This window comes from Rhodococcus sp. 05-340-2 (genome assembly GCF_002258915.1).
Taxonomy (GTDB): domain Bacteria; phylum Actinomycetota; class Actinomycetes; order Mycobacteriales; family Mycobacteriaceae; genus Rhodococcoides.
The window spans coordinates 61,782-83,005 of the sequence record NZ_NOYU01000027.1 but is presented as its reverse complement, the minus strand read 5'-3'; the positions used below and the strand labels follow the sequence as shown (position 1 = coordinate 83,005).

16 protein-coding genes are annotated in these 21,224 nt (G+C 67.0%); 6 read left to right on the top strand and 10 right to left on the bottom strand.

All coding sequences use genetic code 11. The features are described from left to right. Nucleotides 1-13: 13 nt before the first annotated feature. Nucleotides 14-1,081 carry a potassium channel family protein gene (locus tag CH271_RS15360; protein WP_032398311.1) on the bottom strand — a complete coding sequence of 356 codons (1,068 nt, stop codon included), beginning with the start codon at nt 1,079-1,081 and terminating at the stop codon, nt 14-16. A gap of 105 nt (nt 1,082-1,186) precedes the next feature. On the opposite strand from CH271_RS15360, the gene CH271_RS15355 reads away from it, so the two are divergent. Further along, entirely contained in the window at nt 1,187-1,573 is a 387-nt protein-coding gene (locus CH271_RS15355; RefSeq protein WP_037190232.1) for a DoxX family protein, read from the top strand. Here CH271_RS15355 and CH271_RS15350 read toward each other — a convergent pair. Together CH271_RS15350 and CH271_RS15345 are read right to left on the bottom strand one after the other, a co-directional pair. Further along, complete coding sequence (locus tag CH271_RS15350) at nt 1,536-4,952, bottom strand: ATP-dependent helicase (protein ID WP_094634149.1); 3,417 nt, start codon at nt 4,950-4,952, stop codon at nt 1,536-1,538. The genes CH271_RS15355 and CH271_RS15350 overlap by 38 nt on opposite strands. After that, entirely contained in the window at nt 4,949-8,266 is a 3,318-nt protein-coding gene (locus CH271_RS15345; protein ID WP_094634522.1) for an ATP-dependent helicase, read from the bottom strand. Before CH271_RS15345 ends, CH271_RS15350 begins: the two co-directional genes overlap by 4 nt. Before the next feature lie 100 nt (nt 8,267-8,366). Between CH271_RS15345 and CH271_RS15340 the strand changes: the two genes are divergently transcribed. From CH271_RS15340 to CH271_RS15325, 4 genes are read left to right on the top strand one after another with little or no spacing between them, the layout of a single operon-like run. Beyond that, a complete protein-coding gene (locus CH271_RS15340) occupies nt 8,367-9,143 on the top strand; it encodes an alpha/beta hydrolase (protein ID WP_094634521.1) in 777 nt (258 codons plus the stop codon). Beyond that, complete coding sequence (locus CH271_RS15335; protein ID WP_094634148.1) at nt 9,144-9,485, top strand: MGMT family protein; 342 nt, start codon at nt 9,144-9,146, stop codon at nt 9,483-9,485. Continuing rightward, on the top strand, nt 9,482-9,928 hold the full coding sequence (locus CH271_RS15330) for a PaaI family thioesterase (RefSeq protein ID WP_037189865.1): 447 nt from the start codon (nt 9,482-9,484) through the stop codon (nt 9,926-9,928). Before CH271_RS15335 ends, CH271_RS15330 begins: the two co-directional genes overlap by 4 nt. 13 nt (nt 9,929-9,941) lie before the next feature. Then, nucleotides 9,942-11,729: an NTP transferase domain-containing protein gene (locus CH271_RS15325; RefSeq protein WP_094634147.1), complete on the top strand. Its 1,788-nt coding sequence runs from the start codon at nt 9,942-9,944 to the stop codon at nt 11,727-11,729. Here the strand turns inward: CH271_RS15325 and CH271_RS15320 are convergent. The 6 genes from CH271_RS15320 to CH271_RS15295 all read right to left on the bottom strand — a co-directional run bounded on the left by CH271_RS15320 (nt 11,683) and on the right by CH271_RS15295 (nt 19,561). Further along, entirely contained in the window at nt 11,683-12,411 is a 729-nt protein-coding gene (locus CH271_RS15320; protein WP_052047538.1) for a sirohydrochlorin chelatase, read from the bottom strand. The genes CH271_RS15325 and CH271_RS15320 overlap by 47 nt on opposite strands. Next, nucleotides 12,411-13,622 carry a uroporphyrinogen-III synthase gene (locus CH271_RS15315; RefSeq protein WP_094634146.1) on the bottom strand — a complete coding sequence of 404 codons (1,212 nt, stop codon included), beginning with the start codon at nt 13,620-13,622 and terminating at the stop codon, nt 12,411-12,413. The genes CH271_RS15320 and CH271_RS15315 overlap by 1 nt, the downstream gene beginning before the upstream one ends. Continuing rightward, nucleotides 13,619-14,011 carry a nitrite reductase small subunit NirD gene (nirD, locus tag CH271_RS15310; protein ID WP_094634145.1) on the bottom strand — a complete coding sequence of 131 codons (393 nt, stop codon included), beginning with the start codon at nt 14,009-14,011 and terminating at the stop codon, nt 13,619-13,621. Before nirD ends, CH271_RS15315 begins: the two co-directional genes overlap by 4 nt. A gap of 121 nt (nt 14,012-14,132) precedes the next feature. Then, nucleotides 14,133-16,628, bottom strand: a complete 2,496-nt coding sequence (gene nirB / locus CH271_RS15305; protein ID WP_037189869.1) for a nitrite reductase large subunit NirB — start codon at nt 16,626-16,628, stop codon at nt 14,133-14,135. 61 nt (nt 16,629-16,689) lie between these two features. Continuing rightward, nucleotides 16,690-18,081 carry a nitrate/nitrite transporter gene (locus CH271_RS15300; protein ID WP_094634519.1) on the bottom strand — a complete coding sequence of 464 codons (1,392 nt, stop codon included), beginning with the start codon at nt 18,079-18,081 and terminating at the stop codon, nt 16,690-16,692. Nucleotides 18,082-18,319: 238 nt separating this feature from the next. Continuing rightward, on the bottom strand, nt 18,320-19,561 hold the full coding sequence (locus tag CH271_RS15295; protein WP_052047594.1) for an MFS transporter: 1,242 nt from the start codon (nt 19,559-19,561) through the stop codon (nt 18,320-18,322). Nucleotides 19,562-19,642: 81 nt separating this feature from the next. Here CH271_RS15295 and CH271_RS15290 point away from each other — a divergent pair, with 81 nt between their 5' ends. Next, a complete protein-coding gene (locus CH271_RS15290) occupies nt 19,643-20,353 on the top strand; it encodes a FadR/GntR family transcriptional regulator (protein ID WP_094634144.1) in 711 nt (236 codons plus the stop codon). Here CH271_RS15290 and CH271_RS15285 read toward each other — a convergent pair. Then, complete coding sequence (locus CH271_RS15285; protein WP_037190242.1) at nt 20,343-21,197, bottom strand: TIGR02569 family protein; 855 nt, start codon at nt 21,195-21,197, stop codon at nt 20,343-20,345. The two genes, CH271_RS15290 and CH271_RS15285, sit on opposite strands and share 11 nt — an antisense overlap. Between the last annotated feature and the right edge of the window lie 27 nt (nt 21,198-21,224).

Genomic DNA, 21,224 nt, shown 5'->3' with positions numbered 1-21,224 from the left:
TACTTGGCCTCGCCTAGTCACCCACGCGACGGATGTAGAGCAAGCGATCGGATGCCTCGACTGCATCGACCTCAGGAGTGCCGACTCGGAACAGTTTGCCGCCCCGCACCACTCCGAGAACGATGTCGGTGAGGTGCCGCGGAGATCCACCCACCTCGTCGCGTTCGACTTCGCGCTCGGCAATGGCGAAGCCTGCCTCCGGGGTCAACAGATCTTCGATCATCTCCACCACGGAGGGGGTCGACGTGGCGATCCCGAGCAGGCGACCCGCGGTCTCCGAGGACACGACCACCGAGTCGGCACCGGACTGACGCAGCAGGTGCGTGTTCTCCGCTTCTCTGATGGCCGCGACGATCTTCGCCTTCGGAGCGATCTCGCGGGCGGTCAGAGTCACCAGCACCGCGGTGTCGTCCCGGTTGGTCGCGACGATGATGGCCGCCGCATGCTGAGCTCCGGTGAGTCTGAGCACGTCGGACTTGGTCGCCGAACCGTGAACGGTGACCAGGCCCAGGGCCGATGCGGCGTCGAGAACCGTCTGATCGGTGTCGACGACGACGATGTCGGACGCCGACACGCCGTCTCCGAGCATCGCGTCGACTGCGGTACGGCCCTTGGTGCCGAAACCGATGACCACGGTGTGATTGCGCACGCTGCGTCTCCATCGCTGAATTTTGAATGCCTGCCGGGACCGCTCGGTGAGAACCGACAGCGTGGTACCGACCAACAGAATGAGGAATAGGACCCGGAGGGGTGTGATGACCAGGATGTTGACCAGTCGCGCCGACGGGCTCATCGGTGCGATATCGCCGTATCCCGTCGTCGACAGCGACACGGTTGCGTAGTAGAAGGCGTCCAGGAAGGACAATTCGCCGTTCTGGTTGTCGCTGTAACCGTCGCGATCGAGATAGACGACGAACGCCGCCAGGAACAGGATCCCCAGCGCCATCAGAACCCGCTTGTAGATGGCGCGCCACGGACTCGATTCCAGTTCGGGTACCCGGAGCACTCCCACGAGCGCGAAGTCGGGCTTGTCGGTCAGCGCGCCACTGTCGCTCAGGCGCGCCCGCAACCTACCTGCCACGTCGCCCGCCGAGGTACTCACCGAAGTCGAGATCATTCACGGCACGCAGCGTAACCCCATGCCAGGCTTCTGTGCCGACGACGCTGGGTGTGGCACGGTATGGGCATGACACAGAGATCGAGTCAGGCAGCCGCACTGCGCCTCGCGGGACTGCTGGCCGGAGCGGGAGTTCTGCACTTCGCCACGCCGAAGTTCTTCGATGCCCAGGTACCGACGGCCCTGCCCGGCTCGGCGCGGACCTACACGCAGGTCTCGGGCGTCGCCGAACTCGCCGTGGCCGCAACGCTTGCCGCACCGCGGACCCGTCGACTGGGCGGTGCACTCGCAGCGGCCCTGTTCGTCGTGGTCTTCCCCGCCAACATCAACCTGGCGTGGAAGTACGTGCAGAGCCCCAAGACCTCGCCGGCTCTCAAAGCAGCGATGCTCGCCCGACTTCCGCTGCAGATCCCACTGGTCACCGAGGCTCTGAAGGCTCGCCGGAACGCACCGTAGCCCCCGGCCGCTCGGACCCGGCCGGCCCCTCGAGCAGCTGGGCCAATTCCGTTGCGTCCGGCAGGTTCTCGGGCGAGATGGTGTGACCGCTGCGCACGTAGTGGAACGCTGCGCGCACTCGATCGAGCGGAACCGGTTCGGTGCGCCCGATCGACATCAGCTCGGCCCACGCCAGCCGGTAGGCCGCAAGCTGCATCGCCACCGCCCGCCGCTCCGACGCCGTCGGCTCTGCGCCCGTCTTCCAGTCGACGACGGTCCAACCGCCGTCCGGGTCAGCGAAGACTGCGTCGATGCGCCCGCGCAGTACTGTTCCCGCCACGGAGGTCTCGAACGGCACTTCCACTTCGACGGGGCTGCGGAGCGACCAGTCCGATTCGAGAAACGCCTGCTGGAGGGTTTCGAGGTCCACGTCGGCCGAGGCCCCGGTGTCGGCCGAGCCCGGCAATTCGTCGAGGTCGAGCAGTCGGGTCGCGCCGAACCGCCGCTCGATCCAGGCGTGAAACGCGGTTCCTCTACGCGCCAACGGGTTCGGCGGGAACGGGAGCGGCCGCCGCAGGCGCGACGCCAACGCATCGGGGTCCGCCGCGAGGTCGACCAGCTGCGTCACCGACAGGTTGCCGGGAAGAGCGACGTCGACTCCCGCGACCGATCTCGCGGCCCGCTCGGCCAGCAGAGTATCGACGTCCGCGGCCCAGTTCTCGGGGTCGTCCTGGGTTCGATCCTGGTCGCCGTCACGCTCTTCGCTCGGTGTGGCCGAGACATCTGCCAGCGCGCGCAGTACCTCCTGCGCACCGCTCTCGATCGCTCCGCGTCTGGGACCGAGTGGATCGCGTGGCCAGGACGCGGTGTGCGGTACCGCCCCGAGCGGGTTCGACGCCCCGTCGTCCGGGGCCGGGGCCCACTGCTCGATCACTGCTGTGTCGGCGAATTGCTCGATGTGCGTGTGCAACTCGTCGAGAAATTCCGATGGCCCACGCGGCTTCGTGGCGGTCTCGTCCCAGTGATGCGCAGATACCAGCAGCACCCGTTCGGTTCGGGTGAGTGCCACGTAGAACAGTCGGCGATCCTCGGCGAGTCGACGCCTCGCCAGCGCATCCTTGTGACCCTTGACGGCGTCCTCGAGGTCCTTGCGATTGTGCAGCCGCTCGAGTTCGAGGACCGGAACCCCTTCCGAGCCTTCGCCGTCGAGTGCGCGGTCACCGCGCAACGACGGCGGCAGCTCGGCCATCGCCCCGAGCCAGGTCGAGGATGCGTTCGAGGACGGGAACACGCCCTTCGCCACGTGCGGGACCGCCACCACCTCCCATTCGAGGCCTTTCGCAGAATGGACGGTGAGCACCTGCACGCGATGGGGGGCGACATCGACCTCTCCGGGGGCAAGGCCGTCCTCGACCGTCTCCGCAGCGGCGAGGAACGACAGGAATCCGGTGACCGTGGCGGACGGATTGTCGGCGTAATCGGCCACCACATGGGCGAATTCGTCGAGATGTTCACGACCGACCGCACCGTCGGTGCTGATCGGTGTGCGGGCCTGAGCTTCGACACCGATGCCCATGATCCGTTCGATGTCGCCGACCAATTCCGTCAGCGGCTGACCGATTCGATCGCGCAGTAGGTGCAGCTCGCCCGCCAGGGCGACGATCCGGCGATGCCCCACCTCCGAGTACCGCTCGGCCGGACCGGGATCGGCTATCGCGTCGGCCAGGCCGGCCTGCTCCGACTGCTCGCCGGGCAGGGCGCTACCGAGCGCCGCATCGAGTGCCTCCGGGTCGTCGACGCGCCCCGCGGTGCCGTAACCGCCGCGGATCTCGAGTTCTCGGGCCCGCTGCGAGAGTGCCCGCAGATCCGTCGGCCCGATCTGCCACCGAGAGCCGGTGAGGATGCGCATCGCCGAGCTACCGGCAGTGGGGTCGGCCACCAGCCGCAGCATCGCGATGATGTCGGCCACCTCGGGAACGTGCAGCAATCCACCGAGCCCGACGACCTCCACCGGCAACCCGCGGCTGCGCAGCACCTCCGCGATCGGCTCGGCATCGGCGTTGCGGCGCACCAGAACCGCGGCGGTGGGCGGGGTGCGATCCCGCTCCAGGGCAGCGCGGTACTCCCCCGCGATCCGGTCGGCGATCCACTCTCGTTCGTCCAGAACGGTGTCGGTGACGGCCAGTCGTACATCGCCGGGAACCGCACCCGGCCGGGCCCGCAAGGTCGGCACCGGCACACCGACGCGGCGCAGTGGGTCGGTGATCAAGTTGGCCAGCGTCAAGGCCTCGGGCGGATTTCGCCAGCTGGTGAGCAGCTCGAGTCGAGGTGCCGGACTTCCGTCGGCCTTCGGAAAATCGGTGGCGAACCGAGGCAGATTCGCTGCCGATGCGCCGCGCCACCCGTAGATCGACTGCATCGGGTCGCCGACGGCGGTCAGGGCCAACTGCGGGTCGCTGCCGGAACCGAACAGAGACGACAACAGGACGCGTTGGGCATGCCCGGTGTCCTGGTACTCGTCGAGCAACACGAGCCGGAAGCGTTGCCGTTCGGCGATTCCCACCTCGGCATGCTCGGCAGCGACCCGCGCCGCCATCGACATCTGCGAGCCGAAATCCAGTGCGCCCTCGCGCCGCAGTGTCTGCGCCAGCCGTTCCACCAACGGCAACAACCCGATTCGTTGATGTTGCGCGTCGAGGATGTTCAGCAATTCCTTGGTGGGGCCGCCGCGTTGTCGCGGCCCCGGCCCGAGAGTGTGCACCAATTTCTCCAGCTCCACGTGCGCGTGGCGCAGATCCTCGGGATCGACCAGATGCTCGGCCAACTGACCGGAGAGTGCCAGTACGGCCTCGGTCACCGACGTGGGGTTGCGGTCGGTGTCCAGGTCGCCGTCCCAGGTACTGACGACACGGTGGGCCAGCTGCCACAGTTCGGTTTCCGAGAGCAGTGTCGCGGACGGTTCGATCGGCAACAACAAGCCGTGCTCGGTGAGCAGTCGACCTGCATAGGAGTGATAGGTACTCACTTCCGGCTCGGCACCGAGGATTCGCTCGCGCAGTGCCAGGCTGGGGTCGAGTGCGCGCACCAGGTCGGATCCGGCCAGCCGAGCCAGCCGAGCTCTGATCCGAGAGGTCAACTGCTGTGCCGCTTTTCGGGTGAAGGTCAGACCCAGAACCTGATCCGGGTCGACGAAACCGTTGGCCACCATCCACACCACGCGGGCAGCCATGGTCTCGGTCTTGCCGGCACCTGCCCCCGCGACGACGAGTGTCGGGCCGGGCGGCGCTGCGATCACCGCGGCTTGTTCGTCGGTCGGTGGATGCTTCTGCCCGAGCGCCCGGGCGAGCTCGACCGGCGACACCCGCACCGAACCGGTCCGTGTCTTCGTCGATGTCGTCACTGCTCGGTCACCTGCCTACCCGTCTCGTGTGCCGGGCAACTGGATTTGACCGGGCAGTGCCTGCAGCCGTCGTTGATCCGCGCCTCGAACGTGGGTCCCTGTGTTGCCGATGCGGCCTGGTGCACGGTGTCTCGCCACTCCTCGAGTTTCTCCGGTGTCGGCACTTCCTGGACACGCTGCGTGGCCCCGTCCTTGTTGTGGGGCTTGGCGACGAACACCAGCCGCGCTCCGCCCGGCTCGCCCGCAGGCTCGCCCTCGATGGCACCGGCTGCCGCGGCGACCTGGTAGGTGGCCAGCTGATGATGGCCCTGGGCATCCTCCTTGGACATGACGGTCTTGGCCGTCTTGACGTCGATGATCACCGGTCGGCCGTCGGGATCGTGCTCGAGCCGATCGATGCGACCGCGCAACGCCACCGCCGGCTCGTCCTCCGAGCGAGCCTCGAGTATGCCGTCGACGCGCACTTCGACTCCGGCCTCGGTGAGCTCGCCTCGACTGCCCTGCAACCACGTCTCGAACGTCTCGAGCATCGCCCCGGTTCGGTCGAGCTCGTGCCGTGAGTACCACTGCGATCCGAGATCCACTGCATCCCATGCTGTTTCGAGAGCGCGACGGAGTTGCTCCGAAGGTATCCGACCGGCCACCGCCTGGACGAGAGTGTGCACGAGCGTGCCGGTGACCGCATGGGTGTTGGTGCCGTCGTTGCCGCCGTGACGTTCGAGCATCCACCGGAGCGGACAGGTGGTGAGTTGTTCCACCGTCGACGGGGACAGCGGCACCGGGCCGTCGCCGAGCTGCCACAGCGGCGCGTCGGTGCTGGGCCCTGCCACCCCGAACCACTCGTCGGGATGCGCGCCGCGGACACCGGCCGCGGCGAGTGTGGCCAGATGCCGCGCCGCTCGGGCTCGCTTGTCCGGATCCTGCTCGGCGACAACGGGATCGCATACCACACTCCGGAGTTCGGCCACCAGCATGGGCAACGCCAACACTCGGTGTTCAGGCTCCGGCCCGGGCAGCTCGAGTGCCGGATCCGACTCGCCTCCGCCGTCGATGCCGCGTAGTTCGTCCACGAATCGAGACCGGACCAGGTCGGCATCTCCGGTACTGGAATCGACGGCCGTGACGAGCAAGGTCGATCGAGCGCGACTGCACGCCACCAGAAACAGCGTGCGCTCCTCGGCCAGCAGCGGTGCCGACTTCGACAGTCGCCCGTCGAGCGCCGCAGCCGCATCGACCTTGCCGGATACGAGGTCGACCAGGGTGTCGGTGCCCAGGAGGCTGCCACGCGACCGCAGGCCGGGCCACAGCCCTTCCTGCACCCCGGCAACCGCGACGAGCTCCCATTCCCGACCCGCAGCAGAATGCGCACTCAGCAGGGTCACCGCGTCGGCCCGGACCGTGGGGCGGTGTGAATTCAGAGTGGGAATCTCTTGCTGCGCAATGTAATCGAGGAATCCACCGATCTGAGCCCGCGGCAACCTGTCGGCATATGCTGCCGCCGCGTCGAACAGCGCCACCACCGCATCCAGGTCGCGGTCGGCCTGAGTACCGGCCGAGCCACCCCAGGCGGACGCGGTGGACCAACGCCGCTCGAGCCCCGATGCCTGCCACGCCGCCCACAACACGTCCTCGACACCGCGGCCCGCGCGGGCGAGCGCTCGTGCCTTCCGGATCACACCCAGGGCTCTGCGCAACGGGGCGGACTCCACGTCCGAGAGTCCGCCGGTCCACCCGGCGCTCCCCCGCGCGTCGTCGGTGAGGACGACTCTGAGCAGCTCGGCCGAGTCGCGCTCGCCGCCCGATGCGAGTTCGAGCCTGCGCACGCCCCGGCGCAATCGCCGCAGACCCACCGGATCGGCTCCGCCGATCGGCCCGGAGAGCAACGCCAGTGCATCTTCACCGTCGAAGCTCGGGTCGGAGATCGCCCGCAGTACCAGCAGGAGACCCACGGCCCCGTGCTGGCGGTGCAGCGGTAGCTCCGAGGTCGGGGTGATCATCGGCACCCCTGCGCCGTGCAGAGCCCGACGCAACGGCGCGAGGGTGCGCGGCACGGAACGAACCACGATCGCCATCTCGGACCATGGCATGCCGTCGATCAGGTGGGCACGACGCATGGCGTCGGCGATGATCGCCGCTTCCTTCGCGGGCGAGGACACGACGTGCACTCGCGCTGTCGGTTCACCGAAGCGGGCGGTGCCCACCGGTTCCGGACAGCGATGCCGACCGAGCCCGGGCAGCCGTCCGGCGACGATGTCGGTCAGCTCCGCGACCTCGGGCACGGACCGGTGATTGCGAGTGAGCACGACGCGACGCGGCGAGTCCACCTCGACCAGGTCGGCCACGAAGGCGGGATCGGCACCCCGGAAAGTGAACACGGATTGATCGGGATCTCCCGCGACGACGGTGGATTCGGTATCGGTGCCGATCAGCCGAACCAACTGTGCCGCTTGCGGATCGAGGTGCTGCGCGTCGTCGACGACGAGGTGCCGGATACGGGCGCGTTCGCTGCGCAGCAGTTCGGGATCGGTGGCGAACGCCATCAGCGCGGCACCGATCAGCTCGGCGGCGTCCAGGCCCGGTGCCGTCGCTCCTGCCGCTTCCACTCCGACGGCACCGCGCAACAACATGGCCTGCTCGTATCCGGCAGCGAATCTCCCGACGGCAACCCACTCGGGCCTGCCGTGTTTGCGACCGAGTTTGGCGAGGTCTTCCGGACCGATCCCGCGTTCGGCTGACCTGAGCATCATGTCTCGCACCGCCGTGACGAATCCCGCGGTGCCCAGTGCCGGACGCAGCCGCTCCGGCCAGTCGCCTGCCCCGTCCTCGAGATCGCCGCGCAGCATCTCGCGCACCACGGCGTCCTGCTCGGCACCGGTCAGCAATCGCGGTGGCGGATTGCCGTACAGGGAGGCCTGTAGCCGCAGCACCGCGAAGGCGTAGGAGTGCACGGTGCGTACCAACGGCTCACGAGTCGCCCGCAGTGCGTGATCGCCGCTGAAGAGACCCGAGGTGATGACCTCGCGCACCGCGGTTGCCGCCCGTTTGGACTGCGTGAGCACCAGAACCGACTCCGGATCGCCGGTGACGATGCGCGAGACGGCGTAGTCCGCGACGAGCGAGGTCTTACCCGTGCCGGGGCCACCCAGGATCTGCCACGGATTCCATCGTGGAGCGCCTTTCGCGGCCTCTGCTGCCGCGTCGGGTGTCGACGACAGCAGCCGAGCTGCCGATCCGGTCCACTCACGTGCCGGGCGAGCGACCTTGGGTGCACGGACGAGAGTCACCGTCGCGCCGTGTCTGCCGTCCGAGCTCATGACACAGATGCAATCACGAGCCACCGACAGACCGGACCACGGCAGTCGTCGATACCCGTCGGACCGGAGTCGCGGCCGTCCATACGGCATAGTGGTCGGCGTGCCCGAGTTGAATCTGCATACGTTCGGACCCGCAGACGGTCCCGAAATCCTCGCCGTTCACGGTGTGACCGGCCATGGTGCCCGCTGGTGGGACCTCGCCGAGAATCACCTCCCCGAAGCCAGGATTCTGGCTCCGGATCTCATCGGCCACGGACAATCGCCGTCCACGCCACCCTGGGACATCGACGCTCAGCTCACCGCCCTGAAGTCCGTGCTCGACGCCCATGCACGTGGCCCGGTCGTGGTCCTCGGACATTCGTACGGCGGCGCGCTGGCCGTACATCTCGCGCAGCGATTCCCCGAAGCGGTACGTGCCCTGGTTCTGCTCGATCCCGCGATCGCGTTGCCGCCGGAGGAGCTGCTCGAGGTGGCCGAAGCCACCGCGAAATCCCCCGACTACACCGACGCCGACGAGGCGCGCTCGGAGAAGATCCACGGGGCGTGGGCGGATGTACCGACCGAATTGCTCGACCGCGAGGTCGCCGATCACCTGGTCCCCGCCGACGGCGGCAAGGTCGCATGGCGAATGTCGATTCCGGCGATCGTCGCGACATGGGGCGAGCTCGCACGTCCGATCGTGGTCCCCGCCGAGTCCGTCCCGACCATCGTGGTGCGGGCCATGCGCGTCCAACCTCCCTATGTCACAGAGGAATTTCTCTCGGCGCTGCGAGATCGACTGGGCGATAACCTGCGTACCGTCGAACTCGACTGCGATCACATGGTCGGCCAGGCCAAGCCGGTCGAGGTGGCCGAGCTGGTGCGATCCGTGCTCTAGATGGCCCCGATCACCGAAGACCAGGTCGAGCGAGTTCGCGCGTTGGTCGCGTCCATTCCCTCGGGATTCGTCGCCACGTACGGAGACATCGCGGCCGCTGCCGACCTGTCGAGCCCTCGCATCGTCGGATGGATCATGCGCACCGATTCCGCCGACCTGCCCTGGCATCGAGTCCTCGGCGCAAGCGGAAGACCCGCCCCGCACCTGGCCTCGAGGCAGCTCGAGACTCTGCGCAGCGAAGGCGTGCAGATTCACGACGGGCGGGTGCCAGTGAGCTCGATTCGATTCGACTTCGGGGCGCTCCCACCGTCACCTGCACCGACCACTAATCTCGGAGAATGAACATCAGGGACGCACTCGAGCAGTTCGATCCACGCCCCACGGCGAAGTTCGCGCTGTCGAAGGCGAGCACCTTCGTCGCCTCCGCCGGTCTCGTCGTCGACGAGGTCTCGGGTACCAGAGTGGCGGGGCACATCGATTTGACGGACGAGCACTTCACGCCGTGGGGCGTCGTCCACGGCGGCGTCTACACCACTGCCGTCGAGAGCGCCGCCAGCATCGGTGCCAGCGAAGCGGTCAAGGATCGTGGCGAGTTCGCGGTCGGCGTACACAACGGCACCGACTTTCTGCGCGCCAGCAAAGGCGGCCGCGTCGACGTTGTCGCGGAACCGTTGCAGCAAGGCAGAATTCAGCAACTGTGGCTGGTGACGATCACCGCCTCGGACAGCGGAAAAGTCATTGCACGCGGGCAGGTTCGCCTGCAGAACGTGCCGCTGCCGACATGACAGAGCTCGCACCGTGACACAGCCGGTCTGCGACGCGATCGTCCTCGCCGGCGGCCGAGGATCCAGGATGGCAGATCCCGAGCACCCCACTGCGCCGCAGGAGGTCGACAAGCCTGCCATGACCGTCGGTGGTCGTCGCATGGTCGACATTGCCGTGGACGCCGTATCGGTCTGCCGCAGAACGGTTCTCGTGGGCCCGACCCGTACCGGAGTACCCGAGTACGTGGTGCAGACTCGGGAGTCCCCCGCGGGCGGTGGGCCCGTCGCCGCTCTCGCCGCGGGACTGCGATCACTCGACGACCGTGCAGATCCGGAGGGCACTGCAGATCTGGTGGTGGTCATCGCGTCGGACATCCCGTTTCTCGACGCCCAGGCGGTCGTTTCGTTGATCGATTCGATGCAGAACACGCAGACGGACGCCGTCTTCGCGCGCGACGATGCGGGTCGCACGCAGTTTCTGCTGGGAGTCTGGCGGTATGCCGCGTTGCGTTCCGCTGTGGCACAGCTGGATTCGGTGGAGGGCGCGCCCATGCGCACCATCCTTCCGGCCGATCATCTGGTGATCGCAGTCTCCGGTGTCGAGGACTGCGACACCCGCGCCGATCTTCTCGCCGCCCGCCTGGCCGCACGGCCGTCGGAAACGCTCGAGGTCAGCGACGCACTCCACCGCATTCGGAGCCGGATCCCCGCCCTGCCGATCAGGCGAATTCCCCTGCAGGACAGCGCCGGAACCGTCCTCGCGGAACCCCTCGTATCCCAGACCGCGTTGCCCGCAGTCGACATCTCCGCGATGGACGGGTACGCGGTCTGCGGCACCGAACCATGGACGCTCCGGTCCGACATCGCGTACGCCGGAAGCGCCGACATCGCCCGACTCACCGAAGGAACGGCCGTGCGCATCGCGACCGGCGCTGCGCTTCCGCCCGGAGCGACATCGGTGGTTCGCGACGAACACATGACCCGCGAGTCCGACCATTCGGCTCGGCGGATTCCGACGGCACCGCAATCCGACGACACGCGTCGGCGCGGCGAGGACTGGCTGCCCGGGACCGAACTCGTCGCAGCATTCACCCCGATCGATGCGGCCGTACGGTCACTCGCCGCCAGTGCCGAGGTGTTCGAGGTGGCGGTGCGCGGTCCGGTACGCGGACGAGTAATCATCAGCGGCAACGAGATTCGATCCACCGGACCACTCGCTCCCGGCGAGACCAGGGACGTTCTCGGGTCGGTGTTGCCGGAGTATCTTGCACACTGCGGCATCACCGTCGTCGATGTGACGCTGCTCGACGACTCTGCGACGGGGTTTCGAGACGTGCTGACCCGAACCCAGGACGTGGACGTGATCGTCGTCGTCGGGGCAACCGGAGGCGGGGCGGCCGATCAGCTCCGCGCGACCCTCGCCGGCATCGATGCCGAAACCGTCGTCGGACGAATGCGCATGCGTCCCGGCGGTTCTCAGATCACCGCGGCACTGCCCGACGGCACGGTGGTGCTCGGCCTACCGGGGAACCCGCTGGCGGCCGTCGGTACCGCGATGCTCACCGCGCCCGCCATCGTCGATGCCCTGACCGGGAGAACGGTGCGCCCATCGCGGATCGGCCTGTTGTCCAACGCCGCCGAGGTTCGGTCCGCGACTCCCCGCATCGTCCCGGTCACCGCGGACGGCACGCGGTGGCGAGCAGATACCCAGGTCCGCACGGCGCACCTGGGTCACCTCGTCGGCCGCGACGCACTGGCTGTGATTCCGGCCGAGGTCAGCGCCGACGAGCCGGTGACAATTCTTCCGCTGCCGCACCGCTAGATTCACCGAGAGAGCGAACACCCTCGCGATACCGAGCGACAACGAGATCGACGATCGCGGCATGCACTCCGAGGGGTTCACCGACGCCGTCGGCCCCGGCGTCACCCAAACGAGTGTGAAAGAGCCCGCGCGCCAACAGATACGACGCCACGAACACACGTGTGTGCCCGGCTTCGCGCAGAGTCGACACCGCGTCGGACACGGTGGGAGTACTGGTGGCGACGTATCCGATCCGTACCGGGACCCGAGCGACGTCGGCCAGCATCGCTGCCGCGCGCCGGTGTTCTTCCAACGCTCGAGCGTCGGAAGATCCTGCGGCAGCGAGCACGATGCAGTCACCCGCCTGCCATCCTGCATCGCGCAATCGGTCCAGCATGACCTCGGCCAGCACCCGGTCGGGTCCGAGAGCGCGGGTGACCGCAACCGACGTGTGGGCGCTGTCGGCGATCTCTCGCGGCACATCGGTGTGGACGTGGTAACCCGATGCAAGGAAAGCGGGAACCACGACCGCCGACTCGGGGGTGTCACGCAGCACCTCGGCCGGGGACGGCCCGAGTACGTCGACGAATGCCACGCGCGTGGTACCGATCTGCGTCGAGACGGCATCGGCGAGTGCGGCGATCATCTCGACACCACGGGGGTTCCGGGTGCCGTGTGCAACCAACACCAAAGTCGGTGTCATCAGTACTTTCCCCCTTCTACGACGGCCGCACGTGCGCGCACGGCAGGCTCGTCGGAATCGCAGTCCGTTTCGGTCTCTATGTGATCGAGTGCGATGCGATAGCCACGCTTGACCACGGTCTGGATCGCTTTCGGCGCGCCGAGCGATGACCTGAGTCTGGTCATCGCGGTTTCCACCGCATGGGTGTCGCCGCCTCCGCCCGGCAGCGAGGCCAACAGGTCCTCACGGGAGACGACGCGTCCGGGATTGCGGGCCAATGTCTTCATCAGTGCCATGCCTGCCGGGGACACCGGTCGAACTTCACCGTCGACCACCACGCACTTACCGCGGACGCTGACGACGTGCCCGCCGGCATGCAGCCGGCCGGTTCGCCTCGGCAGTTCCTCGGCGATGTGCCGCGCGAGTGCCCCCAGACGCGCCCGTGCGGGCTGCGTGGTGGCCACGTTCAGTTGCTCGAGGGGCGCGGCCGTGACCGGTCCGACGCACACCGGCAGCACCCTCGATCGCATGGATTGCAGCAGAGGTTCGAGCACGCCGTTCTCGTCGGCGCGCATCAGCATCGACGCCACCGCCGGTGCCGAGGTGAAGCTGAGGGCGTCGAGATCGCCGACGACGACGGCTTCGATCATGCGGTCCATCGGGCTCTGGTCGTCGGGCGCGGTCCAGCGGTACACCGGCACCGGAACCACTTCGGCTCCTGCGCAGCGCAACACCTCGCAGAAGTCGGGAACGGGCTCCCATTCGGTGGTCGCGCCGTGCAGCTGCACGGCGACGCGTTTGCCCTCCACCCCTTCGGCGAGCAGATGTTCGAGCACCTCCGCCGAGGACTCCGAGGCGGGTGACCATTCCTCGCGCAGATCGGCCGCTCGGATGGCACCTTTCGCCTTCGGTCCGCGAGCCAGCAGGCGCGACGCGCCGAGTGCGCGCCCCAGTTCTTCTGCCCGACCCCACCCGTCTGCTGCCTCGATCCAGCCGCGAAACCCGATTCCTGTTGTGGCGACGGTGATCTCGGGGGGATTCTCGATGACGGCGGCGGTGACGCGTTCGAGTTCGGCGTCGTCGGCCAGTGGGATGATGCGAATTGCGGGGGCATGCATCACGGTGGCCCCGCGCCGCTCGAGCAGAGTCGCGAACTCCTCCGCCCGACGCGACGCGGTGATCCCGACGGTGAACCCGGCCAGAGGCGTTGCTGCCCCGGCGATTTCGCTCACGTAGAACCGCCGCGCACGAGCACGACGCCCTCGACGCAGCAGACCTCGAACGAGCCGAGGGTGACCTCCGGGTCATCGAGGCAGCGCCCGTCGGCCAGGGAGAAGACCTGCTTGAGCAGCGGCGATGCAACGGTGGGTTCGCCCCCACGGTCTCCCACCAGTCCGCGTGACATCACTGCTGCACGTCCGTACGGATCTATGTTGCCCACCGCGAACAGTCGCCCGTCGTCGAGCAGAAACAGCGCTGCCTGGGTGCCGCCTCGCAGGAGCACCGCCACTCCGCGCCCTGGAATCAGCGCGTCGAGTGTGCAGGCCGGGGTCCAATCACGAGCGATGCCGTTCGGTACCGCTGTTGGTGACTTCACTGTTGATGAATCGATGACAGTCATGGCGCACCTCCTGATCAGCTATTCCACGTTGCTTGTGTTTCTGACCCGTTAAGTCGCGATTACTCGTCTGTGCACATGCACTCAGTTTCGTGACCTGCCGGTTGTCAGCTCCCGCGTCGGCTCACGCGCCGATGCGTGGCATTCCCATGAGCACGGGTACCTTGCGCGCCCCGGACTCGTCGAACGCGATGGTGGGGTCGGCCTCGTCCGGAGCATTGACGAAGGAGACGAATCGACCGAGCTTCTCGTCGTCTTCGAGCACGCCTGCCCACTCGTCCTTGTATCCGGCGACATGGCGTCCCATGTCGGCCTCGAGCTCCGCACCGATCCCGAGACTGTCCTCGCACACGACCGCTCTGAGGTGATCGAGTCCCCCGTCGAGCGATTCGAGCCACGGTGCCGTGCGCTGCAGCCGATCGGCAGTGCGCACGTAGAACATGAGGTAGCGGTCGATGTAGCTGACCAGGGTTGCATCGTCGAGGTTGGAGGCCAGCAATTGAGCGTGCTTGGGTGACTGACCGCCGTTGCCGGCCACGTACAGATTCCAGCCGCCCTCCGTCGCGATGATTCCGACGTCCTTGCCGCGAGCCTCGGCGCATTCTCGTGCGCAGCCCGAGACCCCGAACTTGATCTTGTGCGGCGACCGCAGACCTCGGTAGCGGTTCTCGAGATCGACCGCCATCCCCACCGAATCCTGGACGCCGTAACGGCACCAACTCGATCCGACGCAGCTCTTGACCGTCCGCAGCGACTTTCCGTAGGCCTGGCCCGATTCCATACCCGCGTCCACGAGGCGCTTCCAGATCGCCGGTAGCTGCTCGACGCGGGCACCGAACATGTCGATGCGCTGACCTCCGGTCACCTTGGTGTACAGCCCGAAATCGCGGGCGACCTCACCGATGACGATCAGTTGCTCGGGCGTGCACTCGCCGCCGGGCATCCGGGGCACAACCGAGTACGTGCCGTTCTTCTGGATGTTGGCCAGGAAGTGGTCGTTGGTGTCCTGCAGCGACGCCTGCTCACCGTCGAGAATGTGATCCGAGGAGGTCGACGCGAGGATCGACGCGACGACGGGCTTGCAGATGTCACACCCCGTTCCCGCACCGTACTTGGCGATCAGCGAGGAGAAGGTGCGGGTGTTCGTGGCCCGCACGATCTCGAACAGCTCGGCTCTGGACTGAGAGAAGTGCTCGCACAACGACTTCGAGAGGACCACACCGGACGCGGCGAGCAGCGACTTGATCGAGGGCAGGCATCCGCCACAGGTGGTGCCCGCGGTGGTGCAGCTCTTCACGGCCGCCAGATCGCAGGCCCCGTCGGCGATCGCCGAGCAGATGGCACCCTTGCTCACGCCGTTGCAGGAACAGATCTCGGCGTCGTCGGGAAGGGCACCGATCCCGACCTGTTCGGCCGCCGGTGAGATCAGGGCTCCCGGGTCGCCGGGCAACTCGCGTCCGACGAGCGGACGCAGCAGCGAGTACGCGGAAGCATCGCCGACGAGGATGCCGCCCAGGAGGGTCTTCGCGTCGTCGGTCACGACGAGCTTGGCGTACGTGCCCTTGGGCGCATCGCTGAACACCACCTCGAGCGCACCAGGGGTGGCCGCCATCGCGTCGCCGAAACTGGCGACGTCGACACCCATCAGCTTGAGCTTGGTGGACATGTCTGCACCCGGGAATTGTGCTGCGCCGCCGAGCAATCGGTCGGCCACGACCTCCGCCGTCGAATATCCGGGAGCGACCAGCCCGTAGCACCGACCCTCGACGGCGGCACATTCGCCGATCGCGTAGACGGCAGGGTCGGAGGTACTGCAGCCGATGTCGACCATGATGCCGCCGCGCTCACCGACCTCGAGGCCACTCTCGCGTGCCAGCCGATCCTGGGGACGCACACCGGCGGAGAACACCAGCAACGCGGCGTCGATGGTGCTGCCGTCGCTCAGTTCGACCGTCAGTCCGGCGCTGTCGTTCTCGGAGATCGACGACGTGCCCACTCCCACATGTACGTTCAGCCCGAGTTCGGTCACGAGGCGGGCCAACAGCGCACCGCCGCCCTCGTCCACCTGCAGCGGCATCAATCGTGGAGCGAACTCGATGACGTGCGGGGTCATGCCCATCTTCTTCAGTGCGTTCGCCGCTTCGAGCCCGAGCAGGCCACCGCCGACCACCACACCCACGGCTCCCGGTCCCGCAGCGTCGGCGCGGGCACGGATCTTGTCCAGGTCGTCGAGGGTGCGGTAGACGAAGCACGCGGGCAGGTCGTGTCCGGTGATCGGCGGCACGAACGGGTAGGAACCGGTGGCGAGGACAAGAGCGTCGTACTCGACCGTGTCTCCCGCCGAGGTCACGACGGTGCGGTGGTCACGGTCTATGCGATCGGCACGTACTCCGGTGCGCATCTCGACGAGTGTGTCGCCGGGATAATCGTTGCCCGCCAGAGCGAGTTCCTTGTGGTCCCAGGCACCGACGTAGGACGACAGTCCCACCCTGTCGTACGCCGCCAGTGCCTCCTCGCACAGGACCGTGACCTTCCACTCCGCCGCCTCGTCGCGCGCACGCAACGCTTCGACGAATCGGTGTCCGACCATCCCGTGACCTACCACTACCGCGTTCTTCATTGCGGGTCCTTCCGATCTACGTTGCCGTGCAGGGCGTTTCGTCATTGCCGGTGATGGATCCTCAGACGGCTACCGGTGCGTCGGCGTCGGCGGAATTCGTCTTGCGCAGGTAGATCGCCCAGGTGACGATCGCGCAGACGATGTAGAAGCCGAGGAACACCCAGAATGCGGTGGTCGCGGACTTCGCGGTACCCGAGTACGACGCCCGCAGCACCAGGTTGATTCCGACGCCGCCGAGAGCGCCGATCGCACCGGCGATACCGATGAGGGCACCGGACATCTTGCGCGACCAGTGCTGCTGCTCGTCGACCGTCATGCCCTGAAGCTGAGCAGATTTCGCAGCGAAGATGGCGGGGATCATCTTGTAGACCGATCCGTTTCCGAGGCCCGAGAGCAGGAAGAGGGCGATGAATCCGACGACGAAGAGCACCATCACCGTTCCGCTGGCCGCCCCGGGAGTCGAATCGTCCCAGGTGCTGGCCGCGACCAGAATTCCGGTGGCGAACGTCATGGCCACGAACGTGTACAGGGTGATCTTGCCGCCGCCGATCTTGTCGGCGAGCTTGCCGCCGAACGGCCGCGACAACGACCCGAGCAACGGTCCGATGAAGGCGATCTGAGCGGCCTGCAGCGATGCCTGCGCCTGCAGAGCGGGAGTTGCGGGTGCCCCGTCGGTGAGTCCGGCGAGGAAGTTGATCTGCAGTACCTGCCCGAACGCGAAGCTGAAGCCGATGAACGATCCGAACGTGCCGATGTACAGGAAGGCGATCCACCACGAGTCCGAGAACTTCAACACGTCGATCATGGAGCGCCCGTTGGTCTTCTGGTTGTCCAGGTTGTCCATGTACAGCGCGGCACCGACGGCGGCCAGCGCGATGAAGACGAGATAGACGGCGCACACGATCTCGGGGGCGGTGTTACCGATGGTGGCGATGACCAGCAAGCCGATGAGCTGGATGACGGGCACACCGATGTTGCCGCCGCCCGCGTTCAAGCCGAGAGCCCATCCCTTCTCGCGCTGCGGATAGAACGCATTGATGTTCGTCATCGAGGACGCGAAGTTACCGCCGCCGAGTCCGGCGAACGCCGCAACGATGATGTACGTGGTGTACGACGCCGGGTTGAGCATGAAATACATCGTCAGCACGGTGGGGATCAGCAGCACCAGAGCACTGAAGACGGTCCAGTTACGCCCACCGAACTTCGCCGTGGCGAAGGTGTACGGAATCCGCAGGATCGCGCCGACGAGTGTGGGGACGGCCACGAGGAAGAATTTGCCCGCGGCGTCGATGCCGTAGACCGACAACGGCATGAACAGCACCATGACCGACCAGATCGACCAGATCGAGAATCCGACGTGCTCGGCGATGACCGACCAGATCAGATTGCGCTTGGCGATCTGCTTGCCGCCGGCCTCCCATGCCTCGACGTCCTCGGAATTCCAGTGCGCGATGTGATGATTGACGGAGACGGGAACCGTTCCGGGCGGAACGGTCGCCGTGGTGGCTGAGCCGGCATCTGCCGAAGCGCTGCGAGAAAGGCTGGTCACGTGTGGCCTCCTGATCGGTGTGTGGACCGAACATAGGAAAGCCATGTTGCAGCGGCGCTGCGTGCGATGACTCGGAAGATTAACTCGGTCTCACGCGATCACGGGCACCGACGTGAGATGAAGCGTCAACGGTCGCCGTGCGTCACCAGGTGTCTTCGAGCATCCTCGGTCGGCAGCACAGGAACCCTCCGACCAGCAGAACCGCCACACACCCGGTCAGCAGCACCAACGAGAGTCCCCACCCACCGGACTGCGTGTGCAGCAGCCCGAACAGAATCGGACCGGTCGAGGAGACCACGTAACCCAGTCCCTGAGTGAACCCCGACAGCGAGGACGATCCCACCGCGGTACGCGTCCTGAGGTTGATCAGCGTCAGCGACATCGGGAAGGTCATCGTGCCCAGCCCGACCAGGCACACCCACACGACCGTGCCGGCGGCAGGCGACCAGTGCAGACCCGAGAAGCCGCCGAAATAGCAGACCGCGGCGACCACCACGAGGCCGAACGGATTACGCACTCGCGCACAGAGAGTGGGCGCGGCCAGCGACGTGACCAAACCCATCGCGCCGAAGGCCGCGACAGAAGCACCGGCCAAGCCTTCTCCGATCCCCGCATCGATCAACAGCGTCGGCAACCAGGTGAGCATGGAGTACGTGATCAGGGAGGTCATTGCGAACATCATCACCATCCCCCACGCCAGCGAGGATCGATGGATTCGGCCGCTCGGTTCCACGCGCACCGCGGCCGATCCGGACTCGGCCGAGACGTCCTTCTCGTCGTGGCCGCGTCGGGCCACCACCACACCGAGCCACGGCAGTGCGGCCGCGACGCCGACCACGGCCCAGATCCCGATGGACACACGCCATCCGTGCGCGTCGGCGATGGGTACCGCGAGCAGCGGCGGGACCATGGTGCTTATCTGCATGACGCAGATGTAGACGGTGCTCACCACAGCGAGACGATCGGAGAAGTACCGCTTGACCAACGGCGGGATGACGACGTTCCCGATTCCCATCCCCGCGAGGGCGATCGCGGACAGGGCGAGCAACGAGGCGGTGTTCGGCGCGAATGCACGGGTGGCCATGCCGATGGTGGTCAGTGCCATGGCCAGCAGCGCAGCTCGCTCGAGACCGGTGCGCTTGGCGAGAAACGGTGTTGCCAGACCGAACACGGCGAACATCGCCGGGGGCAACATTCCGACGACGCCGACAACCGTGTCGCCGAACTCGAGGTCGGTGCCGATCCTGCCGAACAGCGGGCTGATCGAGGTCACTGCCGCCCGCAGCGTCAGGGCTGACAGAACGATCGCGGAGAAGACGAGAATTCGCCCGCGCAGGAGCGAGGTACCGACGGTTCGGGCGGCAGGGACGGTAGGCGCACTCACCGCGTAATCATAGGATGACCGGATCATTGGGTGCAAAGCATTACTATCGACGCTGCAACGTCCCCGGCATGAGGAGCCCACGTGCGGCAGGTCCAGCGATCGAGCCTGATCTCCCAGGTGACGGCTGCGCTGCGCGAGGAGATCACCTCGCAGCGATGGCCGGTGGGTACCCGCATTCCCACGGAACCCGAACTGTGCGAGATGACCGGCACCGGGCGAAACACCGTGCGTGAAGCAGTGCAGGCACTCGTCCACGCAGGCATGGTCGAACGCAGGCAGGGTTCGGGCACGTTCGTCATGACGTGCTCCGACCTGGGCGGAACCTTGGGAAAGTACTTCTCGGACGCTCGGCACCGCGACGTCACCGAGCTACGCGAGACACTGGAAGTCACCGCGGCGGCTCTTGCAGCCGACCGACGCGACGACGACGACATCGTCGCCATGCTGAGCGCGCTGGCCGATCGCAATGCTGCGTGGTCCGACGAAACGCCGCTCGCGGATGCCGTTCGGATCGACGCACGGCTGCACCGCGCCATCGTCGCGGCCAGCCACAACGCCATCTATCTGGAGTTCTACGATTCACTGCTGCCGGTGATCCACGACGCCATGCGCCACCATGCCATCGAGCACGACGACGACTACATCGAAGAACACACCGCACTCGTGGCGGCGGTCATCGACGGCGACGCCGCCCGCGCGATGCATGCCGCTCGGTCTCTGTTCCACGAACTCTCCGAATCACCGGCTCGCGCAGAGGAACTCCCGGCTCGCGCAGCAGAACTCACAGAATGAGGCGCACCAGATCTGCTGTTCGCGCCAAGCCGGGGAAGGCCTCCGACGTCGAACGTGGGTGAAGCGCGTGCACTGCGAGACGAAAGATCAACGCGCGCAACAACATCTGCGGCCACTCCGGTAGATCGTCCCAGCGGCCGACCAGACCGTCGTCGGCGTCACCCCAGGAGAGGGCGTCCACCACGGCCACCCCGGCAGCCCACGGCGCGGGACGCCAGTACGGGGTGATGTCACTGATTCCGGGGGCATCGCTACCGGAGAACAACACCGTTCCGAACAGATCACCGTGCACCAACTGATCAGGCGACTCGACCGGCTTGCGTAGTGTCGCAAGCTGTTTGACCAATTCCAGGCTGCTCTTGCCATCGCTGGACGACGGCTCGGGTGCGCCTGCACCGCGAGCCGAGCGCAGCGGGACCGCCTCCCATGCAGCTCTGTCGGCAGCAACGAACACGTCCACGTCGGCCCACGGCGCCACGGGCGGCTGAACCAGGAATCGGGGTCGCTCGAGTTGCGCGGTCGCCGCATGCAACCGCATCGACAACGAGATCACCTCGTCGTGACGGGGCTCCGGTTCACCGGCGACGAACGTGTCCGCTCGCCAGCCCGACACGACGTAACGGCCGTCGGTGGAACGCACCGGTCGGGCGAGACGAACCCCGTCCACGGTCAAGGTCTCGCGCACCTTGGCCGACCACGCGGCGCGAGCATGGTCTGCCACCGGAGACAGCACGACGTCACCCAGACGCCATCCACCGTCCCAGTCCGCGCCGAGAGGTGCAGGCTCGACATCGCGCAGCCCGAACGTAGAGATCACGTGCTGAGGAGGTTCGACAGAGCTCACGAGCGCCACGCTACCGCCGATCGCGGT